The sequence below is a fragment of the Paenibacillus sp. FSL R5-0744 genome (assembly GCF_037972555.1).
GTDB lineage: Bacteria > Bacillota > Bacilli > Paenibacillales > Paenibacillaceae > Paenibacillus_AQ.
In genome coordinates, this window is sequence record NZ_CP150228.1 from 4,279,065 (window position 1) to 4,303,184 (window position 24,120).

Annotated in this window: 31 protein-coding genes; 7 read left to right on the forward strand and 24 right to left on the reverse strand. The window is 44.2% G+C overall.

Annotated features, from left to right (window positions below):
- Positions 1-93: 93 nt before the first annotated feature.
- From sucD to MKY19_RS18860, 3 genes are all read right to left on the reverse strand, one after another.
- Entirely contained in the window at positions 94-1,023 is a 930-nt protein-coding gene (sucD, locus tag MKY19_RS18850; protein WP_042128953.1) for a succinate--CoA ligase subunit alpha, read from the reverse strand.
- Positions 1,024-1,085: 62 nt separating this feature from the next.
- On the reverse strand, positions 1,086-2,246 hold the full coding sequence (gene sucC / locus MKY19_RS18855) for an ADP-forming succinate--CoA ligase subunit beta (protein ID WP_042128955.1): 1,161 nt from the start codon (positions 2,244-2,246) through the stop codon (positions 1,086-1,088).
- Between the two features lie 353 nt (positions 2,247-2,599).
- Complete coding sequence (locus tag MKY19_RS18860; RefSeq protein ID WP_305953481.1) at positions 2,600-3,088, reverse strand: MarR family transcriptional regulator; 489 nt, start codon at positions 3,086-3,088, stop codon at positions 2,600-2,602.
- A gap of 142 nt (positions 3,089-3,230) precedes the next feature.
- On the opposite strand from MKY19_RS18860, the gene MKY19_RS18865 reads away from it, so the two are divergent.
- Positions 3,231-3,659, forward strand: coding sequence for an organic hydroperoxide resistance protein (locus MKY19_RS18865; RefSeq protein ID WP_042189459.1), 429 nt, complete (start codon positions 3,231-3,233; stop codon positions 3,657-3,659).
- A gap of 230 nt (positions 3,660-3,889) precedes the next feature.
- Here the strand turns inward: MKY19_RS18865 and MKY19_RS18870 are convergent, their stop codons facing one another.
- The 11 genes from MKY19_RS18870 to MKY19_RS18920 form a co-directional block, all read right to left on the reverse strand.
- Positions 3,890-5,587, reverse strand: coding sequence for a YifB family Mg chelatase-like AAA ATPase (locus MKY19_RS18870; RefSeq protein WP_339796829.1), 1,698 nt, complete (start codon positions 5,585-5,587; stop codon positions 3,890-3,892).
- Positions 5,588-5,777: 190 nt separating this feature from the next.
- Positions 5,778-6,287, reverse strand: coding sequence for a metallophosphoesterase (locus tag MKY19_RS18875; RefSeq protein ID WP_042189461.1), 510 nt, complete (start codon positions 6,285-6,287; stop codon positions 5,778-5,780).
- A gap of 38 nt (positions 6,288-6,325) precedes the next feature.
- Positions 6,326-6,739, reverse strand: coding sequence for a hypothetical protein (locus MKY19_RS18880; protein ID WP_139328534.1), 414 nt, complete (start codon positions 6,737-6,739; stop codon positions 6,326-6,328).
- Positions 6,740-6,892: 153 nt separating this feature from the next.
- Positions 6,893-7,279, reverse strand: a complete 387-nt coding sequence (locus MKY19_RS18885; protein WP_339265661.1) for a YraN family protein — start codon at positions 7,277-7,279, stop codon at positions 6,893-6,895.
- Positions 7,276-7,584 carry an EscU/YscU/HrcU family type III secretion system export apparatus switch protein gene (locus MKY19_RS18890; RefSeq protein WP_042128964.1) on the reverse strand — a complete coding sequence of 103 codons (309 nt, stop codon included), beginning with the start codon at positions 7,582-7,584 and terminating at the stop codon, positions 7,276-7,278. Before MKY19_RS18890 ends, MKY19_RS18885 begins: the two co-directional genes overlap by 4 nt.
- The gene (locus MKY19_RS18895) at positions 7,581-9,737 is read right to left on the reverse strand and encodes a DNA ligase (protein ID WP_339796832.1); all 2,157 of its coding nucleotides are present in this window, start codon (positions 9,735-9,737) and stop codon (positions 7,581-7,583) included. Before MKY19_RS18895 ends, MKY19_RS18890 begins: the two co-directional genes overlap by 4 nt.
- Before the next feature lie 72 nt (positions 9,738-9,809).
- Positions 9,810-10,421 (reverse strand): ribonuclease HII, encoded by a 612-nt coding sequence (locus MKY19_RS18900; RefSeq protein WP_339271716.1) that lies wholly within the window; start codon positions 10,419-10,421, stop codon positions 9,810-9,812.
- A gap of 265 nt (positions 10,422-10,686) precedes the next feature.
- Positions 10,687-11,547 (reverse strand): ribosome biogenesis GTPase YlqF, encoded by an 861-nt coding sequence (ylqF, locus tag MKY19_RS18905; protein WP_042189465.1) that lies wholly within the window; start codon positions 11,545-11,547, stop codon positions 10,687-10,689.
- Between the two features lie 29 nt (positions 11,548-11,576).
- Complete coding sequence (lepB, locus tag MKY19_RS18910; protein WP_042189466.1) at positions 11,577-12,185, reverse strand: signal peptidase I; 609 nt, start codon at positions 12,183-12,185, stop codon at positions 11,577-11,579.
- 296 nt (positions 12,186-12,481) lie between these two features.
- Positions 12,482-12,826 carry a 50S ribosomal protein L19 gene (rplS, locus tag MKY19_RS18915; protein ID WP_042128973.1) on the reverse strand — a complete coding sequence of 115 codons (345 nt, stop codon included), beginning with the start codon at positions 12,824-12,826 and terminating at the stop codon, positions 12,482-12,484.
- A 148-nt stretch (positions 12,827-12,974) separates the two neighbouring features.
- A complete protein-coding gene (locus tag MKY19_RS18920) occupies positions 12,975-13,265 on the reverse strand; it encodes a hypothetical protein (RefSeq protein WP_339796837.1) in 291 nt (96 codons plus the stop codon).
- A 414-nt stretch (positions 13,266-13,679) separates the two neighbouring features.
- Here MKY19_RS18920 and MKY19_RS18925 point away from each other — a divergent pair, with 414 nt between their 5' ends.
- Positions 13,680-14,630 (forward strand): hypothetical protein, encoded by a 951-nt coding sequence (locus tag MKY19_RS18925; protein ID WP_339796839.1) that lies wholly within the window; start codon positions 13,680-13,682, stop codon positions 14,628-14,630.
- Positions 14,631-14,687: 57 nt separating this feature from the next.
- Here the strand turns inward: MKY19_RS18925 and MKY19_RS18930 are convergent, their stop codons facing one another.
- A complete protein-coding gene (locus MKY19_RS18930; protein ID WP_042189469.1) occupies positions 14,688-14,915 on the reverse strand; it encodes a hypothetical protein in 228 nt (75 codons plus the stop codon).
- Positions 14,916-15,121: 206 nt separating this feature from the next.
- Between MKY19_RS18930 and MKY19_RS18935 the strand changes: the two genes are divergently transcribed.
- Positions 15,122-15,298, forward strand: coding sequence for a hypothetical protein (locus MKY19_RS18935; RefSeq protein ID WP_156113147.1), 177 nt, complete (start codon positions 15,122-15,124; stop codon positions 15,296-15,298).
- A 321-nt stretch (positions 15,299-15,619) separates the two neighbouring features.
- On the opposite strand, the gene MKY19_RS18940 is transcribed toward MKY19_RS18935, so the two are convergent.
- The 9 genes from MKY19_RS18940 to MKY19_RS18980 all read right to left on the reverse strand — a co-directional run bounded on the left by MKY19_RS18940 (position 15,620) and on the right by MKY19_RS18980 (position 22,081).
- Positions 15,620-15,754, reverse strand: a complete 135-nt coding sequence (locus MKY19_RS18940; protein ID WP_256716277.1) for a hypothetical protein — start codon at positions 15,752-15,754, stop codon at positions 15,620-15,622.
- A gap of 221 nt (positions 15,755-15,975) precedes the next feature.
- A complete protein-coding gene (trmD, locus tag MKY19_RS18945; protein ID WP_042194150.1) occupies positions 15,976-16,758 on the reverse strand; it encodes a tRNA (guanosine(37)-N1)-methyltransferase TrmD in 783 nt (260 codons plus the stop codon).
- The gene (gene rimM, locus MKY19_RS18950) at positions 16,758-17,282 is read right to left on the reverse strand and encodes a ribosome maturation factor RimM (RefSeq protein ID WP_339796843.1); all 525 of its coding nucleotides are present in this window, start codon (positions 17,280-17,282) and stop codon (positions 16,758-16,760) included. The genes trmD and rimM overlap by 1 nt, the downstream gene beginning before the upstream one ends.
- Positions 17,283-17,374: 92 nt before the next feature.
- Entirely contained in the window at positions 17,375-17,605 is a 231-nt protein-coding gene (locus MKY19_RS18955; protein ID WP_042128982.1) for a KH domain-containing protein, read from the reverse strand.
- A gap of 22 nt (positions 17,606-17,627) precedes the next feature.
- A complete protein-coding gene (rpsP, locus tag MKY19_RS18960; protein WP_036688604.1) occupies positions 17,628-17,900 on the reverse strand; it encodes a 30S ribosomal protein S16 in 273 nt (90 codons plus the stop codon).
- A 47-nt stretch (positions 17,901-17,947) separates the two neighbouring features.
- Entirely contained in the window at positions 17,948-19,333 is a 1,386-nt protein-coding gene (ffh, locus tag MKY19_RS18965) for a signal recognition particle protein (RefSeq protein WP_042189471.1), read from the reverse strand.
- Between the two features lie 20 nt (positions 19,334-19,353).
- On the reverse strand, positions 19,354-19,710 hold the full coding sequence (gene ylxM / locus MKY19_RS18970) for a YlxM family DNA-binding protein (RefSeq protein WP_036688609.1): 357 nt from the start codon (positions 19,708-19,710) through the stop codon (positions 19,354-19,356).
- Positions 19,711-19,859: 149 nt separating this feature from the next.
- A complete protein-coding gene (locus MKY19_RS18975; protein ID WP_042189474.1) occupies positions 19,860-20,507 on the reverse strand; it encodes a hemolysin III family protein in 648 nt (215 codons plus the stop codon).
- A 56-nt stretch (positions 20,508-20,563) separates the two neighbouring features.
- Positions 20,564-22,081, reverse strand: coding sequence for a carboxypeptidase M32 (locus MKY19_RS18980; protein WP_339796846.1), 1,518 nt, complete (start codon positions 22,079-22,081; stop codon positions 20,564-20,566).
- Positions 22,082-22,244: 163 nt separating this feature from the next.
- Here MKY19_RS18980 and MKY19_RS18985 point away from each other — a divergent pair, with 163 nt between their 5' ends.
- The 4 genes from MKY19_RS18985 to MKY19_RS19000 all read left to right on the forward strand — a co-directional run bounded on the left by MKY19_RS18985 (position 22,245) and on the right by MKY19_RS19000 (position 24,085).
- Complete coding sequence (locus MKY19_RS18985) at positions 22,245-22,580, forward strand: iron-sulfur cluster biosynthesis family protein (RefSeq protein ID WP_339796849.1); 336 nt, start codon at positions 22,245-22,247, stop codon at positions 22,578-22,580.
- Between the two features lie 21 nt (positions 22,581-22,601).
- Positions 22,602-23,162 carry a carbonic anhydrase gene (locus tag MKY19_RS18990; protein ID WP_042189481.1) on the forward strand — a complete coding sequence of 187 codons (561 nt, stop codon included), beginning with the start codon at positions 22,602-22,604 and terminating at the stop codon, positions 23,160-23,162.
- Between the two features lie 201 nt (positions 23,163-23,363).
- Positions 23,364-23,792, forward strand: coding sequence for a membrane protein (locus tag MKY19_RS18995; protein ID WP_042194151.1), 429 nt, complete (start codon positions 23,364-23,366; stop codon positions 23,790-23,792).
- Between the two features lie 8 nt (positions 23,793-23,800).
- Positions 23,801-24,085 carry a YxcD family protein gene (locus tag MKY19_RS19000; protein ID WP_339804402.1) on the forward strand — a complete coding sequence of 95 codons (285 nt, stop codon included), beginning with the start codon at positions 23,801-23,803 and terminating at the stop codon, positions 24,083-24,085.
- Positions 24,086-24,120: the final 35 nt, after the last annotated feature.

Genomic DNA, 24,120 nt, shown 5'->3' on the forward strand with positions numbered 1-24,120 from the left:
TAAATAGGAACAAAAGGTTGCTTACCTCTTTAATTAATTATACACGAAATAACCTCACTACGTGGAGTGATTTCTCTGTCTTAACTACACTAATTAGTGCGATGTAAAAGCATTGAGAATACCGCGCTCTTCAAGCACACTTACGAGTGTTGAACCCATTTCGGCAGGTGTAGGGGCTACCTTGATTCCGCAAGCTTCCAGTACGGCAATTTTTTCGCTTGCTGTACCTTTCCCTCCAGAAATGATAGCACCAGCATGCCCCATACGCTTGCCTGGAGGTGCAGTTGCTCCTCCAATGAAGCCTACAACTGGCTTGGTCATGTGTTCACGAATCCACTCTGCTGCTTCTTCCTCTGCAGTTCCACCGATCTCTCCGATCATAATAACTGCCTTCGTACCCGGATCTTCATTAAACAGCTTCAAAATATCAATAAACTCAGAGCCTTTAACCGGGTCTCCGCCAATACCTACAGCCGAAGATTGCCCAATTCCACGCGTGGTCAGCTGATGAACCGCCTCATAGGTTAGCGTTCCGCTACGCGAGACCACTCCTACATAACCAGGCATATGAATATAGCCAGGCATGATTCCAATCTTACACTCTCCAGGAGTGATAACACCCGGACAGTTTGGACCGATCAACACTGTAGAACGACCTTCCATATAACGTGAGACTTTTACCATATCAAGCACTGGAATACCTTCGGTAATACAGATAACCAAATCCAACTCTGCATCTACAGCCTCCATGATGGAGTCTGCTGCGAATGCTGGCGGTACATAAATCACACTTGCAGTTGCACCAGTAGCTGCCTTAGCAGCAGCGACTGTATCAAATACCGGAAGACTAACTTCACTGCCATTTTCAAGGGTGATATTAACTGTCGTTCCACCTTTACCCGGCGTTACTCCTCCAACCATCTGAGTTCCATAATCAAGCGCACCCTTAGTATGGAACAAGCCCGTTGCTCCCGTAATACCTTGCGTGATAACTTTCGTATTTTTATCTACAAGAATGCTCATGCCTTAAGTCACATCCCTACTTATATTGTCAAATACGATAACTGGCTTCAACTTCCGAGCCATTATTGCACAAGAGATACAATCTTACGGGCACCGTCCGCCATAGAATCAGCAGCTACAATGTTAAGTCCCGATCCAGCCAAGATTTGCTTACCCAATCCAACATTTGTTCCTTCAAGACGTACAACAAGCGGTTTAGTCAATCCCAATTGACTTGCCGCTTCCACAACACCGTTAGCAATAACGTCACAGCGCATAATACCACCGAAAATATTAACGAAAATTCCATTTACCTTTTCATCCGATAGAATGATTTTAAAGGCTTCTGTAACTTTCTCGGTAGTTGCACCGCCCCCTACATCAAGGAAGTTGGCGGGTTCGCCTCCGTAATATTTAATTATATCCATCGTTGCCATCGCTAGGCCTGCACCGTTCACCATACAACCAATATTGCCATCAAGTGCAATATAGCTCAGGTCATACTTAGAGGCTTCAATTTCTTTTAAATCTTCTTCATCTAGATCCCGAAGCTCTTGAATATCTTTGTGGCGGAACAAGGCATTGGGGTCAAAATTCAATTTAGCATCTAGAGCCATCACATTCCCATCCGCAGTAACTACCAATGGGTTAATTTCGGCAATAGAGCAATCTTTATCCACAAAAGCTAGATATAGCGCTTGCATGAATTTAACAGTCTTGCCTACCAGTTCATTAGGAATAGAGATGCTGTAAGCTAATTTACGAGCTTGGAAAGTCTGCAAACCTACTGCCGGATCAATGATTTCTTTGAAAATCTTCTCCGGATGTGTAGCTGCAACCTCTTCAATCTCTGTGCCACCTTCTTCAGATGCCATCATAACCACTCGGCCAGTTCCTCTATCAACAACGATACCGATGTAATACTCTTTAACAATTTGACAGCCCTCTTCAATGAGCAGCCGTTTTACTACCTTACCCTCCGGACCAGTCTGGTGAGTAACTAAAGTCTTACCGAGAATTTCGGTTGCGTAAGTACGCACTTCATCGATATTCTTAGCAACCTTTACACCTCCAGCTTTACCTCGTCCACCTGCATGAATCTGAGCTTTAACTACAACAACCGGTGTACTCAGTGACTCTGCGGCTTCTACCGCTTCCTCCACTGTATAAGCTACTTTTCCATTCGGTACGGCCACACCGTACTTCTTAAGCACTTCTTTTCCCTGATACTCGTGGATATTCATAGCGGTAGCCTCCTAAAGTAGCGTGGTGACTTAACAGGCAGCCTGTTGTCATCTCGCCTTCCGTTTTGATTGCCGCGGGGTTAGGGATAGGCTGATGCGCTAAACATGCAGCACTATTCCGGAACCAACAGAAACTGCTCTACCACTCGTAAAAGAATGGCCTTATTTCTGTGAGAGACATTGAGTAAATCTATAAGACTAAGCTTATACTTACCTATATGCCATATAAAGGAACCCAGAATAGTGTAACATGTTTTTAAAACGCTTTCCTTAAATATATTCATGATTTGTACACATTTTTTCGCTTGATTTCATGCCGGAATGCGAACGATCGCACAGACTCCTGATTACACTTACTTTTTACTATCTTGAGTGTTCGCATCATGAACACGATTTAGCAAGCTTTTGAACTGCTCAAGCAGCTCTACAGTCTCATCGCCGGACATAGTCGTTTCTTCCATCATTTTCCCGGGAATACAAGCTGCGTTGCTTTGAAGTGCCCAGCCCTGTTCCGTTAGTGAAATCAGAACTTTTCGCTCATCTTGTGTCGAACGTTCACGCACGATCAACCCTGCAGCTTGTAGGCGTTTTAAAAGAGGTGTCAGCGTACCCGAATCCAAAAATAGCGCCTCACCAATTTCTTTAACCGTACATTGCTGCCGTTCCCATAACACAAGCATTACCAGATATTGCGAGTATGTTAAACCGATCTTATCCAAATAAGGTTGATACAGCTTTGTGATCTCACGAGAGCAAGCATAAATCGTAAAACAGAGTTGATTCTCAATCAGCAGCTCAGGTGTAGTCGTCATCTTTTGCATATCTTCTTCATTCATTTTCATATCTTAATCACCTGCCTTATACCCTTATTTTATCATAATTCATTCATAACATCATGTTAATAGGAAAAAATAATTTGACATTATAGTTAATTGTGATAAATTAGATTGTACACAAACTAATTAGGAATTGGAGAGATACACAATGATGACGATCCAGCAAAAAATGTATGAAACCACTGTTAAAGCCGTAGGAGGAAGAAACGGTTTTATCGAATCAGAAAGCCCTAAGCTCAACCTTACAATCAGCACACCACGCGAAATGGGAGGTGCCGGTGGCGAAGGTACAAATCCTGAGCAATTATTTGCAGCTGGTTATTCCGCTTGTTTCGATAGTGCACTGAACATGGTTGCCCGACTCGGAAAAGTGAAAATTGAAGGTAGCGAAGTAACGGCCACAGTCAGCTTTGGTAAAGTTGAAGATGGAGGTTTTGGCATAGCGGTTAAGCTTGATGTGCTAGTTAAAGGCGTTGACAGAGAAACCGCAACCTCTTTAGTAGAGGCTGCTCATGGCGCTTGTCCATACTCCCGCGCAACCCGCGGCAATATCGCTGTAGAATTGAATGTACTGTAAGGAAATACAGAGAAATATTTCCTCAAACGAAGCCCTAACGGACACAGATGATTTTAAATTCAATTAGTGTCTCAGAAGTCCGAAAACACGCTCTAAAAGCTAAAAATGCCCATATCACATCTTACGGGTCCATAAGGTTCCAGAGACGTTAACAATTTTGCGGAGTGAAACTAATAACCCAAAAACAGAGCAGCAATTCGCCAATAACGGGAATCGCTGCTCTATTTAGCTTATTCTTCTGTCATCGCCTGCCGGTCTAAATTACGGTACTGCACAGCCTCCGCAAGATGCGCGGAAGTAATATCCGGTGCGCCTTCCAGATCAGCTATTGTACGGGATAGCTTAATAATTCGATCATGCGCTCGCATGCTCAAACCTAAATTTTCCAGAATGTCATACAGCAATTGGGCACCTTCACGACTAAGACTTGCATATCTCCGAAGGGAAGCGCCGGAAAGTTCACTATTCCAAGAAATAGGCAAACGCTTAAACCGTTTAGCTTGTATCGTCTGTGCCGCCATCACCTCTGCATACATCTCAGCCGAAGATAGAACATGCCCTTGACGATCCCATTCCTTCGGGCGAGGAACATCCACCTGTAAATCAATACGATCCAATAAGGGTCCTGATATCTTTGCGCGATATTGAGCAATCCTGGCGAGGCTGCATGTACAATGTTGTTGAGAAAGATTACTCCCAAAATAACCGCAGCTACAGGGATTCATCGATGCGGCCAGCATGAATTTTGCAGGATAGGTAAAAGAAGCTCGAGCACGACTTATGGTAACAACCCCGTCTTCGAGCGGCTGGCGTAACACTTCGAGTACATTCCGAGAGAATTCGGGCAACTCATCTAAAAAGAGAATCCCTCGATGCGCAAGACTAACTTCTCCCGGCTTTGGAATGCCTCCACCCCCAATAAGGCCTGCGGCCGATATGGTATGATGCGGAGAGCGAAAAGGACGACTACGCAGTAAGCCGTTGTGGGCATCTTTTAAAGTTCCTGCTGCGCTAAAAATTTTGGTTACCTCTAGTGCCTCACTCTCAGACAATTTCGGAAGGATGCTTGGAAGGCGTTTAATCAGCATTGTCTTCCCTGTACCGGGTGGACCGATGAGCAATATATTATGCATACCCGCTGCCGCAATGGTTAGGGCTCTTTTTACATGTTGTTGCCCTAGCACATCACTGTAATCATCCATCATCTCGTTCATTCCATATGAGGAGTCGTCAGAAGTACGGTAAACTGGGGTATATTTAAGATGTTCCAAAGAAAAGACTAGAACCGGAGGTCGGTCATTAGCATCTATCCCCTTGGTCACAGTTACAGGAAAAGGAAGAGATGATAAAGAAGGCATATCTTCGGAAACTCCCCCATTCCTTTGGTTCAGTTCGTCTTCACCTTTTGCTGAATTGGACGGTAATTCTTCCGGGTTCGGTAATGTGCATAAATGGTCGATTGCGTATATATTTATACCACTGATCAAAGCTGCCTCAGCAGCATTCCCTTCAGGAAGCAGTACAGCCTTAAATCCATTTTTGCGCGCTGCTTCCACCATTGGTAGAACACCTGATACTGGACGCAGACTACCATCAAGCGCAAGTTCTCCAATAAAAAGCACCTCATTGGCTGAGGGCATTATCAGTTGACCACTAGTTATCAGTATCCCCAGAGCAATCGCAAGGTCAAAGGCAGAACCTTCTTTTCGTAAGTCGGCTGGTGCTAAATTTATCGTAATGCGCTGCTGGGGATAACGATAACCACAGTTCTTAATAGCGGCTCTTACTCGTTCTACTGCCTCACGAATCGCAGAATCAGGCAGACCAATGATATTCGTCTGTGGCAATCCATTCGCAAGATCAATTTCTACACCTATCATTACCCCTTCAATTCCATACAGACATGCACTATGCATTTTTCCATACATAAAAACACCTCATCTCCTGAAATACACCCCTGTTTGGGTGTCACATCTTCAAGAAAAAAGGTGCTTCCTTATTTTCCGGTAATAAATTTGCTATTATATCTCATTATATATAGGGAATCTTTGCGTAATCAAGAATTATTAATAAACATCAAATTGCATAAATACGCATAAATAATTCCATAGACCCACATTAACCTTCTTCACTAACTATGACAGAGTCCCTAATCTGTTCAAAAGTCAACGGTTTATAGTTCCAATGCTCTACACAAATGTTAAAATAATTGTTTCCTTCATATTTTTGGCCGTGAATATGACCATGCACATTTACGTAAGGCATATGTTTATTCATATACATAGGCTCATGAGAGAGAAAAAAGAAATCCTTATAAATCAGCGGATATTCACTAACCTCGTCAAAGCCTGCTTCAAGCCACCAATCCCGACCGCGTCCCCGATCATGATTGCCGAGAATTAGAATCTTATAGCCATGTAACCTCTCCACAATAGCACGTGTCGCTTCCTTATTAAGAAACGAAAAGTCTCCCAAATGAAACACTTTATCATCCGGATTTACGACCGAATTCCAACTCTCAATCATGGCTTCATTCATTTGCCCCACATCAATAAAGGGTCTGGATTCAAAATCAATAATCAACTTATGTCCAAAATGATGGTCGGATGTAAAAAAAACGTTAGCCATGTTCACCCTTCTTTCTTTTTTGATCATAGTTTGTATGATTATCTCCAGTCACGCCGCTTATGTGATCGTTTTTTATTATCGCTCTGGATCAGTTCAGCTAGAGGGGGAGTCTCTTCATTCTCAATAAGCCAGCCACGCATCTCTTTAATCGCTTCCACCTGTCCATTTCCTTTATCACGCCATGTAAGAAGCTCTATGACTTTTATAACAAGCGCTAAGAGACTGCTATTGCTGTTTTGTGATTTATCAGCACGGATTTTTTGAAATAGCGCCTCATTTTTCCAATCGATTAATATTTCCTCAGCTATAGTGGGCCGCATAACCGTGAAGTTCTTATTGCAATTTGCACAACAGACAACGGATACTGGCTCTGCGGTAAATTTCACTTCAATCTTCTGCTGGCAATATTGGCAAGCAAAACTAACCTGCATTTCAAAAGGTTTATTCTTCACTTAAACAGCCCTCCTCATGATGACATTAAAAAGTTACTCTAATGTTTACCCATTTCTTTTGAGAAATGACCCACTGTGCGGAGGCTATGTAAAGACTTTTTTCATAAGAATGCTAGTGCCCATAATGAATGGCGTGAGAATATGGGGTGCAGCTTAAAAAGCCTCACGTATATGCCCCAAAGAAGCAATGCTTAAATCTTCATTCAGTAAAATGCTAATGACGTCAAAAGTTACTCTTCGATCATCATAACCTTTCATATGCAAATAAACCTGTGCTGTATTTCGCACTTGATGTATTTTTCGTGTATTCACAGATTCCTCCGGAGTCCCTTGATATAGCTCTCCACTACGACTGCGAACTTCAACAATAATAATACAGCCTTCGTTCTCCGCAATAATATCAAGTTCTCCGGTTCGACAACGCCAATTTCGTTCTAAGATCTTGTACCCACAAGTAGATAAGTACTGCACAGCCCCGTCTTCAGCAGCGGCTCCCTTCTGTTTGCGGTTGTAGCGTTCTTTTGTGTATGGCTCTTTCATTCCGGTCTCCGTTCACCGGCGGAACGGTCGCTCTGATACACAAAGCTGAGGATTTCAGCCACTAGCTGATAAAGTTCAGATGGAATCTGTTGATCTAGATCGAGCTTTGAAAGAACTTCTACGAGAGCTGCGTCCTCTTGGACAGCAACCCCACTCTCTTTAGCTTTTTGCAGAATCAGATCCGCTATCGCCCCTTGTCCTTTGGCAACAACGACAGGTGCCTCGCTTTGTCCTGGGCTATATTTGAGAGCGACCGCTTTTTTGAGCCCTTGTGAAATTGGAGGTACAGGCTCATTCTCGTTCATATACGGTAATCCACTCCTTTATAAGCATCAGGAACATAATCAACAAGCTTACTATGGGGATTGGCAAGTTCTGTAGATAGCTTTAGTTCTGGTAAAGGTTCAGTTCTTAATCCCGACAACTGATAACCAATAGATTCTACTGCCGTTTTAATGTCATCACGCCGCTGTTCCAACAGCTCAAGCACCCAAGGATGATCATTATGCAGCTTAAGACTAACGATTCGATCAACAACCTGCACATCAACCAGCGTCTGGCCGAGCTGCTTCATATCCAAATCAAACCAGAGCCTGCAATTGGCAGCATCTAATTCACCCTTGCGTCCCCGACGCGACTGAATATGAACGGAAGCTGTCTCCTGCCCATCTGGACCTTGCAACGGCAAGAACAAAGTTACTTGCGCGAAAGGAGCCGTTCGATCTGTATTGAGCAGCAGCTGTTGTCCTGTCAGTTGCTGCACTAGTCCGCTCGCGGCTTCTTTTACCGCGGGCGGCACCTCGCTGCTGCTCATGATCTGCAGCAGCACGCCCTTTAAGGTGTCGGTGGCTTGTTCGCCTCCGACACCCGCACTGCCAAGCGCGGCCGTACCTGCCGCCGCGCGGGCCGTCTCAGCGGCGGCTACTGCGACGCCGCGCACCGCCTGCTGCTCGTGCTCCGCACCGAGCAGCTTCAGCACCCGCCCCACCCACGACTCCGCGTCCGCGGGTGGGGCGGTGTCTGGCTGCACCGGCGAAGCCGTCGCAGCCGGGGCCTCCCCGCGCGGCGCAGCAGCCGCGGGGGCAGGGCTTGCTCCCGCCGCGTCAGCAGGCGGGACCATGGCGAGCTGCGGCAAGCTGCCGCGCAGCTCGGTGAGCACGCCCTGCAGCTTCGCAAGCAGGGCGGCACCACTTGCTGCGTGGGGCGCCGCACCAGCAGCAGTTCCTTCGGCGCTCACACTCGCGCCACCCGGCATAGCCCCGCTCTTATCCATCGAGGCAGCCCGACTCTTATCTGCCTGTATAGCACTATCCAATGCCCCATCCTTATTCAAATTCAAGTCATTACCCTGAATCTCAACTTCACTGGAACGGATAGGATTATTCACCGCACTATCAGCTTGAGCGCTTAAAGCACTATTTTGAGCGCTAGAGGTCATGGCAGGTGTTGATTTACCAGCCATAGGCTCTGTAACAATACCACCCTTGGAGATCTGAGCTCCTTCACCTGTCTCATCAACTACAACTGGCTTGCCAGTTCCAATCCCCGTTTCATTATCAGAAGCTATATTAAGAGTCACCTTGACTGGCGTACCTTGTTCAACCGGTTTCAGAGCACCTTCAGCTACTCCTTCTGAAAGAGCCGTACTTCCACTAGCAATATTGCCTTCAGCGGTTTTAGTTGTAGCATGTCCATTTCCTTTAGCTGCCAATTGTATAGGGTCAGCTTCTGTGACATCACTCTCAACAACACCCATGTTATTCCCACTTCCAGCACCTGCAGTTACCGAGGGTTCGAGTTTTCCAGTAATTGTACCCATTCCAGCTTTAGATTCTGCGGTCATTGTTTCTTCATTAGCAATTTGACCTGCCCATATAGTAATCTGATCTTCCAGTGCTGATAAAAGCTGATGCAGCTGCGGGCCAAATACAGCCTGCTGCAATCCTCTCACACTCTCAGCTGTAACGGGTAGTCCCCGCTTTACAGAAATGACAGCTGCGTCAAGCCACTCCGAAGCAGGCACACCAGCTGGTTTTGCACTCATTACCGCATCCAGCAAAGCCGCTGTCTCTTTTGTAAGTGGAACGCCTCCTGCTTGCATCGCTAGTACGATTTCTCGACCTGCTTTGGAATCAGCTAATCCTAGCGACTCCAAGGCCTCACCCATGCTTTGGGGAGTGACTAACGCCGTTTCACCGAGGGAGACCGGCTTCAATACGGGTAATCCGCCTTCTCCGGGTGATCCAACCTGTAAATTCAAGGTTTCTCCAGGCAGTAGTGGTGTTTCTAATTCTGCACGAACAGGTGTACCTTGGATTTGCACAACCGCTTCTTTGCCTGAATCCGATACAGAGAGGACAACACCACGAACAACTTGCCCTTCTTTTAACTCTAAAGACTTCGCCGCACCCGGTTTTTGATCTCCAAGCAATCCACGGATCAATGTTCCGATATTCATACCGTTTCTCCTCCCTCCATTTTCTCTCTTCTTACTATATCGGTATTCATCCTACTTTTTTAAGCATTGCTTCTAGAATAACGTTTGCTGCTCCGCGAGAATCCGCCCAATAAAACTGCGCCGATGCATAGGTGTTGGACCTAGAGCCGTAATTTGTTCCCGGTGAAGCTTGGTCGCGTAACCTTTATGTATCGCAATCCCATAATCAGGGTATAATTCCTCCCACAGACCTTCACACAACCTGTCTCGTGTCACTTTAGCGATAATTGAAGCTGCTGCAATGGACTGACTATTAGCATCTCCTTTAATAATTGCCTGTTGTGGCAAAGGGAGGTCTACCTTTTCAGCATCGATCAGCATATAGTCAGGAGTCTGCTCTAGACTCTCAACCGCCTTTTTCATGGCCAGGCGTGAAGCTTGCTTAATATTAATCTCATCAATGACAGTAGAGTCTACATACCCCACACCCACGGCCAGCGCTTGGTCCATTATAATCTCGTATAGAGCATCTCTCTTTTTAGCTGTAAGTTTTTTGGAATCATTCACTCCATCAATAATAAGCCCCTCTGGCAAAATCACCGCTGCTGCGACGACGTCCCCAAACAAGCAACCTCTTCCTACTTCATCTACGCCTGCTATTCGGCGATAAGACTGTTCCCAGCCTTCTTTTTCATAGGCCAACATATCTAACGAACTCACTAATTTGTCACCGCCAATTATGAATTATTCTATGATCTATATAAGTCAGCTTATCATAGTAAAGCTTACATGGTCATCTTAAAATAGACGTTCCAATTTAATCCATCCCCATAAAATATCCCCACAAAGTGGGGCTTAGCTTGAGGCGGACTCAGGTACTTTGTCGAGGACCCAAAACATAAAAAAAGAGCCTCCGAAATTTCGGATGGCTCTTCCATACCTAGTCCATTAAACGCAGAATTCACACCATTTAAGGCGTTTCCAGCGTAAAGCGTCCAAGCTTACCTGCCCGTAGCTCATGCAACAAGGCCCGCGAAGCTTTTTCCAGATCTACACGTCCACCGCTGATTAGACAACCGCGTTTACGACCCACGGCTTCCATAACAGCTACGATCTCATCTGGATTCTCCAGATCCTCAGGAAGCTTCTCAATGCCAAAGCGTTCTTGAAATCTAGAGCCGTAGTCCTTCACCAAATATTTCACTGCATAAAAGGCGATGTCCTCAATATTCAGGATTTCTTCCTTTATTGCACCTGTTACCGCTAGGCGATAACCTACTTCTTGGTCCTCAAATCTCGGCCATAAAATACCTGGGGTATCCAGAAGCTCCAAGTTGCCGCCTGTCTTAATCCACTGTTGACCCTTGGTTACCCCTGGGCGGTCACCAGTAGCAGCAATACTCTTACCAGCCATCCGGTTAATGAGTGTTGATTTACCAACGTTAGGAATACCAACGATCAATGCACGCATCGCTCGCGGATTCATTCCTTTTGCAATCTGCCGGTCAATCTTTTCTTTTAGCAGCAGCTTGACTTGCTCTGGAATATCCTTTACACCTGTTCCAGTAGATGCATCAACAGGATAAGCAACATGCCCTTGTGCCTTGAAGTACGCCAGCCATTTCCGTGTAATTTCTGGATCTGCCAGATCCGCTTTGTTCAAAATAATCAATCTTGGCTTGTCCCGCAAAATATCGTCAATCATCGGATTGCGGCTGGAAAGCGGCAGACGGGAATCGAGCAATTCTATTACAACATCAATCAGCTTCAGCTTATCCTCGATTTGCCGCCTAGCCTTCGTCATATGACCAGGAAACCATTGAATGGCCATTGCCGTCACCTCCTTTGACTTCTGTCAACTTAATGGTTAATCAGTGAAATATCCTTTATCGGCCAGAAGATTAAATCTGCACGGCCTACAATATCCCCCAGAGGTACATAACCGATCATTCGGCTATCCGTACTATCCGAGCGATTATCCCCCATAACGAACACGTGTCCTTCAGGAACAGTACCATCTGGGAACTCTTCATTAGGGAAATCTTTATTATTATACAGAGCGTTGATACTATGCTTTGCATCAATTGCATCTTGGATATAGGTCTCATTAACAACTTCCCCGTTAACTGTAACTACATCCCCTTCTACTTTCACAGTATCTCCAGCGACACCGATTACACGTTTAATAAAATCTCTACCCTCAGATGGCACGTGGAATACTATAACCTCGCCCCGCTGCGGAGATCTAATATCGTACAAAATCTCATTTACGATAACACGTTCACCAGTATGGAAATTAGGCTGCATGGAAGGTCCATCTACAATAAAAGGCTTGAACAAAAGCCAGCGAATCAGAAAAACCAACACTAAAGCAATCGCAATGGCCTTGACCCATTCCAAGACTTCATTTTTAGGTTTACGTGGGTTCTGCGCGCTTGATTCCAAAGTTTCACTTTGTTCCTGCTGCATAGTTCACCGTCCTCTCTTAATACTACTCTTACTATACAACACAAAAAAGCTCCTGCCAAAAACCCCTCCACAGATACTCCTTCAGGAGGCCTTTTCGGAGAAGCTGATCCCCAAGCGTATATGTCGCACGCATTGTATGCCAAGCTAAAACGCCCTCAGCGTCCTTTAAGGCGGGTAAGCGTTTATACGAGAAATATAAGAATAATGTATAACGTGAAACTGATGCTTTCTTATATTTTCATAAAATAATAAAACGAAAGGGGCTTGAATTCAAGCCCCTTTCCTTTGTCACTATTCTAGCGACGAATTTCTTTAATTCTCGCTGCTTTACCACGTAGTTCACGAAGATAATAAAGTTTAGCACGACGCACTTTACCACGACGAGCCACTTCGATTTTCTCGATTTTAGGCGAGTTGATTGGGAATGTTCTTTCCACACCAACACCGTAAGAAATTTTACGAACCGTAAAAGTCTCACTGATTCCACCGCCACGACGTTTGATTACAACGCCTTCGAACAACTGGATACGCTCACGAGTTCCCTCGATTACTTTTACATGCACCTTCAAAGTGTCACCCGGGCGAAAACTCGGGATATCTTTACGAAGTTGCTCTTGCGTAATAGCTTGTAGGATATTCATTAAGGACTTCCTCCTTCCGTACAGGTGTTCTTGCCTCTTCCGGAGAGATCTTTGCTCTCCCTCATTATCCGCAGCGGACCACCGTATTCCACACAACAGAGATAATAATACCATAAAGGACGGGCTAATACAACTTATTTTTTTCTATTTAAAGCGGTAGCATATCTCTTTTTTTCGCCTTCGATTGGCAATCTTTACATAGACCAACCACAGTTCCATTATCTTGTGCATAGAAGACTAGCTTTCCATTTTTCTTCTTACAAGAAGAGCAAGGCTGCTCCCCTGGGCTTTGTTTGGCTTTACGATGACTATCCATTGAGATTACATTGCTCTGAGTGGTACGCGAATAATTTTTTGTGGTATTTATTTTCCGTTTCCAGACTAAAAAATATACGCCTGTCAAAACTACTAAGGCAAGCAAAATGGCTACATATTTCATTTGGCTCCCTCCACCCTTCAGGATTTATTAAAGAAAGAAAGTAAAAAGACCGCCCTGTTCTGCAAGTGAGGTAACGGTCTATATCTGTATACAATGTAGCCTTAGCACACCTATGCACTTCTATCCGAAAAAAGCGATTTCCAGTTGCTGCTGAAGGTTCTATATGAGGATTTCCGCGCCCTTTTAAATATGTACCCGTACCGTATTTATTCAGCGAGTGATCTTTCATTTATTTTAGCACAATTAAAAATCGAAGTGTAGTGAACACTTTTGAGACCTAGTCTTTGGTCCAGTATAATAACCCGCCTCCAGCCGTTTTTACAGATAAATTCCATAAGCTATACTTACAGAAGTACATAACGAAATCACATATGTCAGATCACATACACCCATATATGAGGAGGAGTTTTTTCAATGAGGAAAAGGAATAATAATAGTGTGTTAGCAGCAGTAGCCGTATTATCTATCGTACTTTTGGCGGGTTGCACTGAATTACCAGGCAGACAATCTGCCAAAAATGAGGTTGAAAAGAGTATTTCTGAGGATGTGCACCAGAACATTGGTGAAGTTGTCAAGCAAGAGCTAGGAAAAGCAGCTGCAACTGTGCAGCAAGCCGTTGAGGAAACAGCTACTAAGGTAGTTGACGAAGTTAAAGCAGACAGCATTAGCAAAGAACTCTCCGTATCTCAAGCGATCGGTTCAGCATCCGTACTCAGCATGGACAATGCAGTAGGAGAAATAGAAGTTACAGCTGTTACAGGAGATCTGATCCATGTAAATGCAACGATCTCAGCCCACAACAGCTCTCTCCATGCGTCTGACCGTCAAAAGATTATGGATGATGCTGAAGTCTTAGTAGAGGTCAGTGGTGATACGTTGAAGGTGTCCACGCATTCCAAATCAAGTCCTAAGAAGGACTTATGGACATGGGCGCAAGACAAATACGGATATTCAGATTTTAGCATAAGCTATAATATAGAGCTCCCCGCCAGCATGAATAAATATAAAATCACAAATAACGTAGGTCAAATTCGTCTTCACAATCTAGAGGGAAATTATCAAATCGTCAGCAACGTTGGAGCGATCAATATTGAAAGAGCTAAAATCACTGGCAAATCCACTGTTAAATCCGATACTGGCAGCATACGAATGGATATAACAGGGATGAAGAATGATAGCAGCCTAAAAGCCAAAACAGAGGTCGGCAGCCTCAGTGCTGTCTTAGCCGATGGTATGAAATGCAGCTTAGAAGCCAATAGTGATCTCGGGCAAATCAAAGGCGTAGAAGGTGGAAAGACCGATATCAATGGAGGCGGCCCCTTATTGTCCCTAAGCTCAAATATAGGTGCAATTACAGTACAGTAATCAGCAGTAAACAGACCGTCCGGGATAATCGGGCGGTCTGTTTTTGGTTCCTAATGATTAGATTAATGCGATGGCTAGCAGAGTGAATAAACTTAAAGTTAAGATCTGATTTCCGGCAAAAGAATTTCCCCAAAAAGCAGAAGTATGCACAGAACCATTGTCAGTTCTTAAGTAAACATTGTATCTGTCTACATCTGTAATAACGCCTTCATGCTGTCTACCGTCTCTAGTCAGAATCCGCACCCTTCTATCCTTACAACGCAAACAATTATAATAAGCTTCCACTAGTGTACTCCTCCTTGTTCGTAATGATATAATCTATGTGTAGGAGTACAGGTCGGTAACGGCGAACTTACATAGGTCGGACTTTGGGTCAATATTTACTTTTTTCGATCCTTGTATCTTTCGTATTCCTCAAGGCTATAGATAATGTAAGACCTATCTACAGCTAGAAGTCCGCAATATCCCATCCATTCGAGGAGGCCAATCTCATGAATGTAGAAAGAAAACAGTTTATTAAAGAAGGCGTACTGCGTATCACCATTTTCGTTATTTTAGCTTCACTTACTTACACCGTTCGCAACTACGCATGGGCTGTTACCGTTCTCGTATGTGTTGCGCTGTACTCACTCCTTACAGGAGTACACAAAATCTTACGCAAAGAATAACATGTGCCTCCACGAACTTTTATAGCAAGCTAAAACGCCTACGGCGTCCTTTTAAGGACGGTAAGCGTTTGTACGAGAATTATAAGAATAAAGTATATCGTGAAACTTATACTTTCTTATAATTTCAAAAATAACCACTTTTCGCTGAGATGCTAGATCTCATTGGAAAGTGGTTATTTACAGTTTAACCGGAGTAATAGGATTCAAGCTTTGTTACCTTCTAAAAGAATAAAACCATTAGCGACAGCGAACACAAAATTCACTGTATCTAATGGTTTTATTAAGCCTAACAATCAATCCCTAACATTCAATCTTATATGTTCACTCTTTAAATGGCGAATGGGCATTGCGATTTGTATAAAAATCGATAATATCATTCACGGTGCGGAGCGGCTCCGCTTCCTTGTGGATTGTGTCCACGTTAGGCTTGAATTCTTCATGCGTCTTCGTAGTCACTTCAGTTCATTCCCTTCAATAGTTAAGCTTGCTGCGTTATCAGCTGCATGTATTAGTGCGGCACCTCTATTCATTACCCTAAAAAGAAGCTTTTAACGCACCAATACTCATATTATTTTGAAAACTATTATTTTATTTGTTCTCAGGTACACATAACAAAAACGCCTCCTCAACGTAAGATACGTTAAAAAGACGTCAAATATACCTGTTTCATTAAATTATCACTCCGGTTTGTCCACATTCCTTAGACGTTCCAGTGTCTTTTTGTCTTTCAATGTAAGTTCTGCAGTCTCAAGCAGGTCCGGTCTGCGTTCCAACGTGCGCAGCAGTGCCTGCTCTCTCCGCCATATGTCGATGTTAGCATGATGACCACTCAGCAAAATATCCGGTACCTTCCAGCCGCGAAACTCGGCAGGACGTGTGTAGTGTGGATATTCTAGCAGTCCAGTGCTGAACGAGTCAGATATCGCAGAGGTTTCATTTCCAAGTGCTCCTGGCTGAAGCCGGACTATGGAATCTATAACCGTCAACGCAGGCAGCTCTCCACCTGTTAGCACGTAATCACCCATTGAAAGTTCATCAGTTACCAGATGCTCACGAATCCGCTCATCATATCCCTCATAATGCCCACATATGAAGATTAGGTGCTGCTCTTGCGCCAGTTCCTCTGCAATCTTCTGATTGTAAGTTTTTCCTTGTGGGCACATAAGGATGATACGCGGCTTCACAGAGCCCACTTCATCAGATCGATTGTGATCTTCCTCGTTCGGTGTAATACCAAGCACATGCTCGACTGCATTAAAAATCGGATCAGGCTTGAGCACCATACCCCCGCCACCGCCATACGGTGTATCATCCACACTATTATGCTTATTTCCCGAGAAATCACGGAAGTTCACAGCATTTAAGGATACGATTCCTTTTTCACGTGCTTTACCAAGAATGCTTGTGCTGAATACGCCTTCGCACATTTCCGGAAAGAGCGTAAGCACATCAATTCTCATCATGGCAATAACCCTTCCATCAAATGGACAACAATTCGTTTGGCTTCTATATCCACATTCAGGACTACATCGTTGATTACAGGAATTAGGATGTCTTGTCCTTTTGCAGGCTTAACAACCCATACGTCATTCGCACCAGGCTGTAAGATTTCTGTAATCGTACCGAGTGGTTTGTTTTCATCTTCATCCGTGTATACCTTACAACCGACGATTTGGTGGAAGTAGTATTCGTTCTCAGGGAGATCCACCAGATCATTACTCGGAACCTTCAGGAGGCTTCCTTTATATTTTTCCACTTCATTGATGTTCGTATACCCTTTGAGCTTAACGATGAACATACCCTTGTGCTCACGAGCGGACTCTACAGTTACTTCGAATTTAGAACTGCCATCTGCAGGGATCACCTGCAGCTTCTTACCTGCAGCAAAACGAACATCAGGGAAATCGGTATGGGATAGTACTTTAATCTCCCCGCGAATACCATGCGTATTCACAAGTCTGCCTACGGTTAACTCTTCTGTCATACAACCCTCTCCTTTACAAGCTTCATCTAATCTATATTTGAACAAAAAGGAGCCGGGATATACTATCCCTAGCCCCTCATTGTACGCATCATTTAAGATAAAATATCTACAGTTACGCGTTTATCGCTCTTGACTGCTGCAGATGTGACTACTGTACGGAGCGCCTTAGCGATCCTTCCTTGTTTGCCAATGACCTTTCCAACATCATCAGGATGTACGGACAGTTCATAGACAATTAGGTGATCCTTCTCCACCGCTCGTACCGTCACATCTTCTGGATGATCCACTAAAGCCTTAGCAATTACTCCAACTAATTCTTCCATAGAGGACCCTCGCAATCAGTCATTATTTCTGTTGCTTAAGCTCATGAAACTTCTTCATTACGCCTGCTTTGGAAAGCAAGTTGCGTACTGTATCAGATGCTTGCGCACCTGTTTGAAGCCATTTAAGAGCTTTTTCCTCATCGATCTTAACTACTGCCGGTTGTTCAATCGGATTATAATAACCGATTTCCTCGATAAAACGACCGTCACGAGGGGACCGGGAATCGGAAACCACTACACGATAGAAAGGCGCTTTATGCGCTCCCATTCTTTTCAGACGAATACGTACTGCCACGAAAAATCACCTCCTTATAATAGTTTCGAGATATTAGAACAGCAAGATCATTTAAAAGGGAACTTCATACCTTTTCCACCTAGACCTTTAAGCTGCTTCATCGCATTCTTCTTAGAGGCTTTGCCGCCTCCGCCCATCATGCCTGAGAATTGCTTCATCATCTTACGCATCTCATCAAATTGCTTTATGAGACGGTTGACCTCGGCAACCGAAGTTCCGCTACCAGCAGCAATACGCTTGCGGCGGTTATGGTTGATGATCTCGGGCTGACGCTTTTCCGTCTTAGTCATAGAATGAACTATGGCTTCAACGCGACCCATTTGCTTGTCGTCAACCTTCAAATCCTTAATGCCCTTGGCTTTGTTCATGCCAGGTAGCATGTCAAGAATTTGATCGATCGGGCCAAGCTTCTTCACCTGATCCATTTGCTCAAGGAAATCATCAAACGTAAATTCTGCATTACGCATCTTACGTTCCATTTCCTTAGCTTTATCAGTGTCAATGTTCGCTTGAGCTTTCTCAATCAGCGACAACATGTCACCCATACCCAAAATCCGCGAAGCCATACGTTCCGGATGGAACGGCTCCAATGCGTCAATCTTCTCACCTAGCGCAGCGAATTTGATCGGGCAACCAGTTACGGCTTTGACGGATAGTGCAGCACCACCGCGGCTATCGCCGTCAAGCTTCGTCAATACAACCCCTGTAAGCTCAAGCTGCTTATTAAAGCTCTCAGCTACGTTCACGGCGTCTTGACCGGTCATTGCATCAACTACTAACAGAACTTCATCAGGATTTACAATGTTGTGAATCTGCTTCAGTTCTTCCATCAATTCTTCATCAATGTGCAGGCGGCCTGCAGTATCAATAATTACATAATCAAGTCCGTTATCCTTCGCATGTTGTACAGCTTGTCTGGCAATCTCTACCGGACTAGTCTGGTCACCTAGCGAAAATACTGGAACTTTAATTTGTTCTCCAAGTACTTGAAGCTGTTTGATCGCAGCAGGGCGATAAATATCTGCCGCAACAAGCAATGGACGATGATTGCCCTTCTGTAACAGCTTCGCCAGCTTACCCGAAGTGGTTGTCTTACCCGCCCCTTGTAAACCCGCCATCATAATGACAGTTGGTGGCTTGTTCGACTTGGCCAGCTTCGCTTGGCTTCCGCCCATCAGCTCGGTTAGTTCCTTGTTAACGATGTCGATAATGACCATCCCAGGTGTAAAGCTGTCCATCACTTCTGTGCCAATAGACTTTTCTTTCACCTTAGCCACGAATTCTTTAACTACCTTGAAGTTAACGTCGGCTTCCAGAAGGGCCAACCGTACTTCGCGCATAGCTTCGTTTACGTCATCTTCGGATACTTTACCTTTACCGCGCAGCTTGCTGAACACATTCTGCAATCTTCCGGTTAAACCTTCAAACGCCATATGCAGTTTCTCCCTTCATGCTACTCTAACCTCTGCAAGCGATCCACGATCTCCGCGAACCGAAGTTTATATTGCTCAGGCAGCATCCCATTCTCCGGCAGTCTGCGCAGTTCTTCTAAATATTTGGTACGACTCTCATGCTTCACTAATAAACCAAGTTTTTCTTCATAATTTTCTAGGACTTGCTCCGCCCGTTTAATATGTTCATAAACGGCTTGGCGGCTGATTTCAAATTCAGCAGCAATCTCTCCCAAGGAAAAATCGTCGTGAAAATAATATTTAAGAAACGTTTGCTGCTTATCTGTAAGCAGTCGTTCATAAAAGGCAAAAAGCAGATTGATACGATTCGTTTTCTCGAGCCTATTCTCCTGACTCATTAAGGGCACTCCCTTCGTCAAGGAAAAACACTTTACACCTTCACAACGTCCCTTATGATACCTAAAAGAAAGAGAGATGTCAAGCATTTTTGCTTGTCATCTCTTTCTTTATTAAAAATCCCTTTTTCACGCAATAAATACGCTTGAAATTATTGGATCGGCAGTACATAAATCAATACGGCGAAGAAGTGTGTGACACTACCCGCAAGGACAAATACATGCCAAATCGCATGATGGTATGGAAACCCTCTCCATACATAAAAAACAGTACCTAATGTATAGAGTATACCTCCAGCCATCAGCAGGATCATTCCTCCGTCTGCTACAACAGCCGAAAGAGGGTTCCAAGCGATTACAATCAGCCAGCCCATTGCGATGTAGAATATGGTGGACATGAACAGAAACTTTTTAACAAAAAATGCCTTGAAGAAAACGCCGAACACTGCGATTCCCCAAATAACGCCGAACAAACTCCATCCAAGCGTACCCCGAATGGCGACTAACAAAAAGGGGGTATACGTGCCAGCAATAAACAGATAAATAGCAGAATGATCGAAAAATTCGAACAAATCCTTCGCCTTACCCTCTTTGAGACTATGCACTAGTGTTGAATTCAGATACAGAAGCAGCATTGTCGTTCCATAGATGGAGAAGCTGACCACATGCCATGTCGTTCCTTTCAGACTTGCAAAAACAACAAGCAGAACAAGTGCAGCCACGCTTAATACCGTTCCAATCCCGTGCGTAATCGCATTCGCGACTTCTTCTCTCCGGCTGTAGGTGTGAGTATTTGCCATATCCATATCCTTCCGTCTAAGCTTTCTTTCTATTATACCACGCGTACCCTACTGGATTACAGTTTGTAAATCTCCGTATACTTCGCTTCTAAATAATCAGCTAAATAATCTGGACTCAGTGGTTCCCCCGTTACTTGCTCAATAATTTGTGAAGGCGTTAAGCTATTGCCGAAACGATAGATCTTATCGGTTAGCCACTCTTTAATAGGTAACAGGTTCCCTGCAGCAATTAACTCATCAAACTCCGGTAACTCTTTGCGAAGTGTATTCAGAATCTGTGCAGCGTACATATTGCCTAAGGAGTAGGAAGCAAAGTATCCGAAATCCCCGCCAGACCAATGGACATCTTGCAGCACACCAAGTGCGTTAGATGGCGGAGTAATACCCAGATACTCTTGATACTTAGCATTCCATACTTGAGGCAAGTCTTTTACAGAAAGGCCTTCATTAAAAATAAGCTTCTCGATCTCATAACGCACGATAATGTGCAGATTGTATGTAAGCTCATCTGCTTCGATGCGGATAAATGAGTTCTCCACGCTGTTGATCGCCCGGTAGAAATCTTCCAACTCCACATTTGCAAGCTGTTCCGGGAATTGTTGCTGAAGATCTCCGTAATAACGTTGCCAGAAAGCCCGGCTGCGTCCGATCATGTTCTCCCATAGTCTCGACTGAGATTCATGAATCCCCATCGATGCACCTTGTGCCAGTGGTGTTCCAACAAAATCCTTGCTGATATTTTGCTCATAAAGCGCATGTCCACCTTCATGTAGTGAGCTGAATATGGCACTAGTCACATTATCAAGCAGATAAGCGGTTGTAATACGAACGTCACCTGGATTCAATCCTGTTGCAAAAGGATGCACACTCTCATCTAAACGACCTGCGTCAAAATCGTAGCCCATTTGCTCTAAAATAAAGTTGCCGAACTTTTCCTGCTGTTCTTTAGGGAAGATCTGCTGTAAGAAGCTTGTGTCCGGTTTATTGGGCGAAGCAGCGATAGCTTCTACCAATGGTACCAAACGGCTGCGCAGGCGGCTGAATACTTCATCCACTTTTTCTACCGTAAGATCAGGCTCATACATATCAAGAAGCGTATCGTACCGCGTTCCTTTTACACCCCAATAATCGATAAATTCTTGCTTTAGAGCAACTATCTTGCTTAAGTAAGGTTCAAAAGTAGCGAAATCATCGTTCTCCTTGGCTTCTTCCCAGATGGTTTGGGAATGTGCGGACAGGACAGCGTACTCCTCAAATCTTTTGGAAGGGATGCTCTTGCTGCGCTCATATTCTTTACGGCAATCGGTAACGATCTTCTTCTGATCATGTGATAGCTGGGAAATCACTTCAGGACGGGTAAAAAATGCAGTAAAATCTCCCATTTCCTCCGAAATTCCGAGTCTGAACAGTTCTCCACTCAGCATCCCAATCGTACCCGAACGAACCTCTACTCCCTTACGTGGCGCACCGGTGCGTAAATCCCAGTGAAGTAATTCTATGGCCTCTGAATATCCACTTATTTTTGATAATAACTCGCTAAATTTCTCCCACTGTTCCTTCACTTGCTGTTCCATTTTATTACACCTGCTTTCTCTGTTTTGCCGACTCCTCTTGATGATACTTTTTTGAATGAGTATAATCAACTTCAGAGATAACATCTCTAATTTAAAATATTCAATGGGTTACATAAGAAGCAGATCTTGCTTCGCACAAAATTCAAAGGAGCGTGAACAGGCTATGATGTTTCAAGTTACACCTCTCGCAGAAAGGAAGTTGAAGGAAAGGCTTGAAGATCGGCCAGGATTTTTCAAGCTCTTTTATGATACGGAAGGCTGCGGGTGTGACGGAATTAATGTATTACTGATTGTTTCAGAAGTGGAGGACGGCGATTCCAGGATGGAAAGTGATTCCCTTCCCTTTATCGTAAGCCGCCAGCAGGAAATCTTTTATGAGGACAAGATGCGTCTGGATGCCGAGGAAAGATTCTCTTCCTTTAAGCTAGACAGTGATTCACAGATTTACGGAAAAAACATTCTGGTAAGAGATATGCGTAATGTAAGTACAATTCAGTGATTTTAGGGAGGAAGAATAGCCATGAGCCATGTATCCGATATTATTAACTTTAATAAGAGTTTTGTAGAGAATAAAGAGTATGAAGCGTATTTAACAAGCCGCTATCCAGATAAAAAAATGTTGATTATCACTTGTATGGATACCCGTCTGGTTGAACTATTACCAAAAGCGATGAATTTTAAAAACGGTGATGTTAAAATCATCAAAAATGCCGGAGCGGTTATTTCTCAGCCTTTTGGTAGTGTTATGCGTAGTGTCATGGTTGCGTTATATGAACTTGACGCGGAGGAAGTTATCGTAGTTGGGCACTATGAATGCGGTATGGCTTCCCTCAATGCAGATCATATGATCAATTCCATAAAAGAACGCGGAGTATCCGAAGAGGTGCTAAACACGCTGGAGAATTCCGGGATCAAGCTTACCAAGTGGTTACGCGGGTTTGACAATATCCAAGAAGGGGTATCCCAAACTGTGAATCTGATCAATAAGCATCCATTACTACCCCCAAATGTACCAGTGCATGGCATGATCATCGATCCGGCTACCGGAGCGCTTGAGCTTGTCGTTGATGGGTATAAATGATTTAAGTAACTACCTTCTATCTGCTAATTGCGTGGATCCTGGATCCACGCTTTTTTTCTGATTAAAAAAGTATAAATTATGGCAAGCATATACTTTCTTATATTTTAAATAAAAATTGAAACCTAGTAGGACTAGCTGCGTAATACTGAACATGCACACAAATTCATACTCACAGGAGGGTTTTCGTACTAAATGAAACCAATGAAACGCGTAATGATGATTGTAATGGCCTTCACTCTATTTTTCGCCGTAGCTACCCCGAACTTTGTGGATGCGAAGCGAGGTGGTGGCGGATTTAAATCCGGCACTCGCAGCTATTCAACAACTCCAAAAAAATCAACAACCGATAACGTAAGAAAAAGCGATAGCACTAAAAGCTCCACAGCAGGATCTACTGCGAATACGAAACGGGGATTCTTCAGCGGTGGCGGCTTAATGAAAGGTATGATGATCGGTGGTTTGGCTGGGTTACTGTTCGGCGGAATGTTCGCCGGTATGGGTGCCTTCGGTAACATTCTAGGATTCGTCATTAATATGCTTGCTATCTATGTGCTCGTAATGCTCGTGATGTCCTTCTTCCGTCGCAGAAAAGAACGTCGTCGCTTAGAAGATCAAGGTGGGCGTTACTAATGTCAACAATGGTTCTAAGCATGGATGAGATCATCAATGCCCTCTGCCTACACATGGCTGAACGTAAAGCGGTTCGCCCTGAAGATGTTCAAGTAGAACTAAGCTGGGAAGAAGACACCGGATACTCTGCTGAGGTTTGGGTACAGGGACGTAGTCAATATTTAGTTGAGTCCAACATGATCGAGGCGATTCTACGTTACATGCTTAGCGAATATGGCATTCGTGCATACCGCGAAGATGTAAGGCTAGACCTGGACGAGGAAATCACTGCAATTGTAAATACACAGAACTAATAGTAAAAGGGACAACCCAAATGGTTGTCCCTTTT

What these genes read in the sequence shown, in the direction of transcription:
- sucD (WP_042128953.1), bottom strand. Translation starts at nt 1,023, where the DNA reads ATGAGCATTCTTGTAGATAAAAATACGAAAGTTATCACGCAAGGTATT.
- sucC (WP_042128955.1), bottom strand. Translation starts at nt 2,246, where the DNA reads ATGAATATCCACGAGTATCAGGGAAAAGAAGTGCTTAAGAAGTACGGT.
- MKY19_RS18860 (WP_305953481.1), bottom strand. Translation starts at nt 3,088, where the DNA reads ATGAAAATGAATGAAGAAGATATGCAAAAGATGACGACTACACCTGAG.
- MKY19_RS18865 (WP_042189459.1), top strand. Translation starts at nt 3,231, where the DNA reads ATGATGACGATCCAGCAAAAAATGTATGAAACCACTGTTAAAGCCGTA.
- MKY19_RS18870 (WP_339796829.1), bottom strand. Translation starts at nt 5,587, where the DNA reads ATGTATGGAAAAATGCATAGTGCATGTCTGTATGGAATTGAAGGGGTA.
- MKY19_RS18875 (WP_042189461.1), bottom strand. Translation starts at nt 6,287, where the DNA reads ATGGCTAACGTTTTTTTTACATCCGACCATCATTTTGGACATAAGTTG.
- MKY19_RS18885 (WP_339265661.1), bottom strand. Translation starts at nt 7,279, where the DNA reads ATGAAAGAGCCATACACAAAAGAACGCTACAACCGCAAACAGAAGGGA.
- MKY19_RS18890 (WP_042128964.1), bottom strand. Translation starts at nt 7,584, where the DNA reads ATGAACGAGAATGAGCCTGTACCTCCAATTTCACAAGGGCTCAAAAAA.
- MKY19_RS18895 (WP_339796832.1), bottom strand. Translation starts at nt 9,737, where the DNA reads ATGAATATCGGAACATTGATCCGTGGATTGCTTGGAGATCAAAAACCG.
- MKY19_RS18900 (WP_339271716.1), bottom strand. Translation starts at nt 10,421, where the DNA reads ATGTTGGCCTATGAAAAAGAAGGCTGGGAACAGTCTTATCGCCGAATA.
- ylqF (WP_042189465.1), bottom strand. Translation starts at nt 11,547, where the DNA reads ATGGCCATTCAATGGTTTCCTGGTCATATGACGAAGGCTAGGCGGCAA.
- lepB (WP_042189466.1), bottom strand. Translation starts at nt 12,185, where the DNA reads ATGCAGCAGGAACAAAGTGAAACTTTGGAATCAAGCGCGCAGAACCCA.
- rplS (WP_042128973.1), bottom strand. Translation starts at nt 12,826, where the DNA reads ATGAATATCCTACAAGCTATTACGCAAGAGCAACTTCGTAAAGATATC.
- MKY19_RS18920 (WP_339796837.1), bottom strand. Translation starts at nt 13,265, where the DNA reads ATGAAATATGTAGCCATTTTGCTTGCCTTAGTAGTTTTGACAGGCGTA.
- MKY19_RS18925 (WP_339796839.1), top strand. Translation starts at nt 13,680, where the DNA reads ATGAGGAAAAGGAATAATAATAGTGTGTTAGCAGCAGTAGCCGTATTA.
- MKY19_RS18935 (WP_156113147.1), top strand. Translation starts at nt 15,122, where the DNA reads ATGAATGTAGAAAGAAAACAGTTTATTAAAGAAGGCGTACTGCGTATC.
- trmD (WP_042194150.1), bottom strand. Translation starts at nt 16,758, where the DNA reads ATGAGAATTGATGTGCTTACGCTCTTTCCGGAAATGTGCGAAGGCGTA.
- rimM (WP_339796843.1), bottom strand. Translation starts at nt 17,282, where the DNA reads ATGACAGAAGAGTTAACCGTAGGCAGACTTGTGAATACGCATGGTATT.
- MKY19_RS18955 (WP_042128982.1), bottom strand. Translation starts at nt 17,605, where the DNA reads ATGGAAGAATTAGTTGGAGTAATTGCTAAGGCTTTAGTGGATCATCCA.
- ffh (WP_042189471.1), bottom strand. Translation starts at nt 19,333, where the DNA reads ATGGCGTTTGAAGGTTTAACCGGAAGATTGCAGAATGTGTTCAGCAAG.
- ylxM (WP_036688609.1), bottom strand. Translation starts at nt 19,710, where the DNA reads ATGAGTCAGGAGAATAGGCTCGAGAAAACGAATCGTATCAATCTGCTT.
- MKY19_RS18975 (WP_042189474.1), bottom strand. Translation starts at nt 20,507, where the DNA reads ATGGCAAATACTCACACCTACAGCCGGAGAGAAGAAGTCGCGAATGCG.
- MKY19_RS18980 (WP_339796846.1), bottom strand. Translation starts at nt 22,081, where the DNA reads ATGGAACAGCAAGTGAAGGAACAGTGGGAGAAATTTAGCGAGTTATTA.
- MKY19_RS18985 (WP_339796849.1), top strand. Translation starts at nt 22,245, where the DNA reads ATGATGTTTCAAGTTACACCTCTCGCAGAAAGGAAGTTGAAGGAAAGG.
- MKY19_RS18990 (WP_042189481.1), top strand. Translation starts at nt 22,602, where the DNA reads ATGAGCCATGTATCCGATATTATTAACTTTAATAAGAGTTTTGTAGAG.
- MKY19_RS18995 (WP_042194151.1), top strand. Translation starts at nt 23,364, where the DNA reads ATGAAACGCGTAATGATGATTGTAATGGCCTTCACTCTATTTTTCGCC.
- MKY19_RS19000 (WP_339804402.1), top strand. Translation starts at nt 23,801, where the DNA reads ATGGTTCTAAGCATGGATGAGATCATCAATGCCCTCTGCCTACACATG.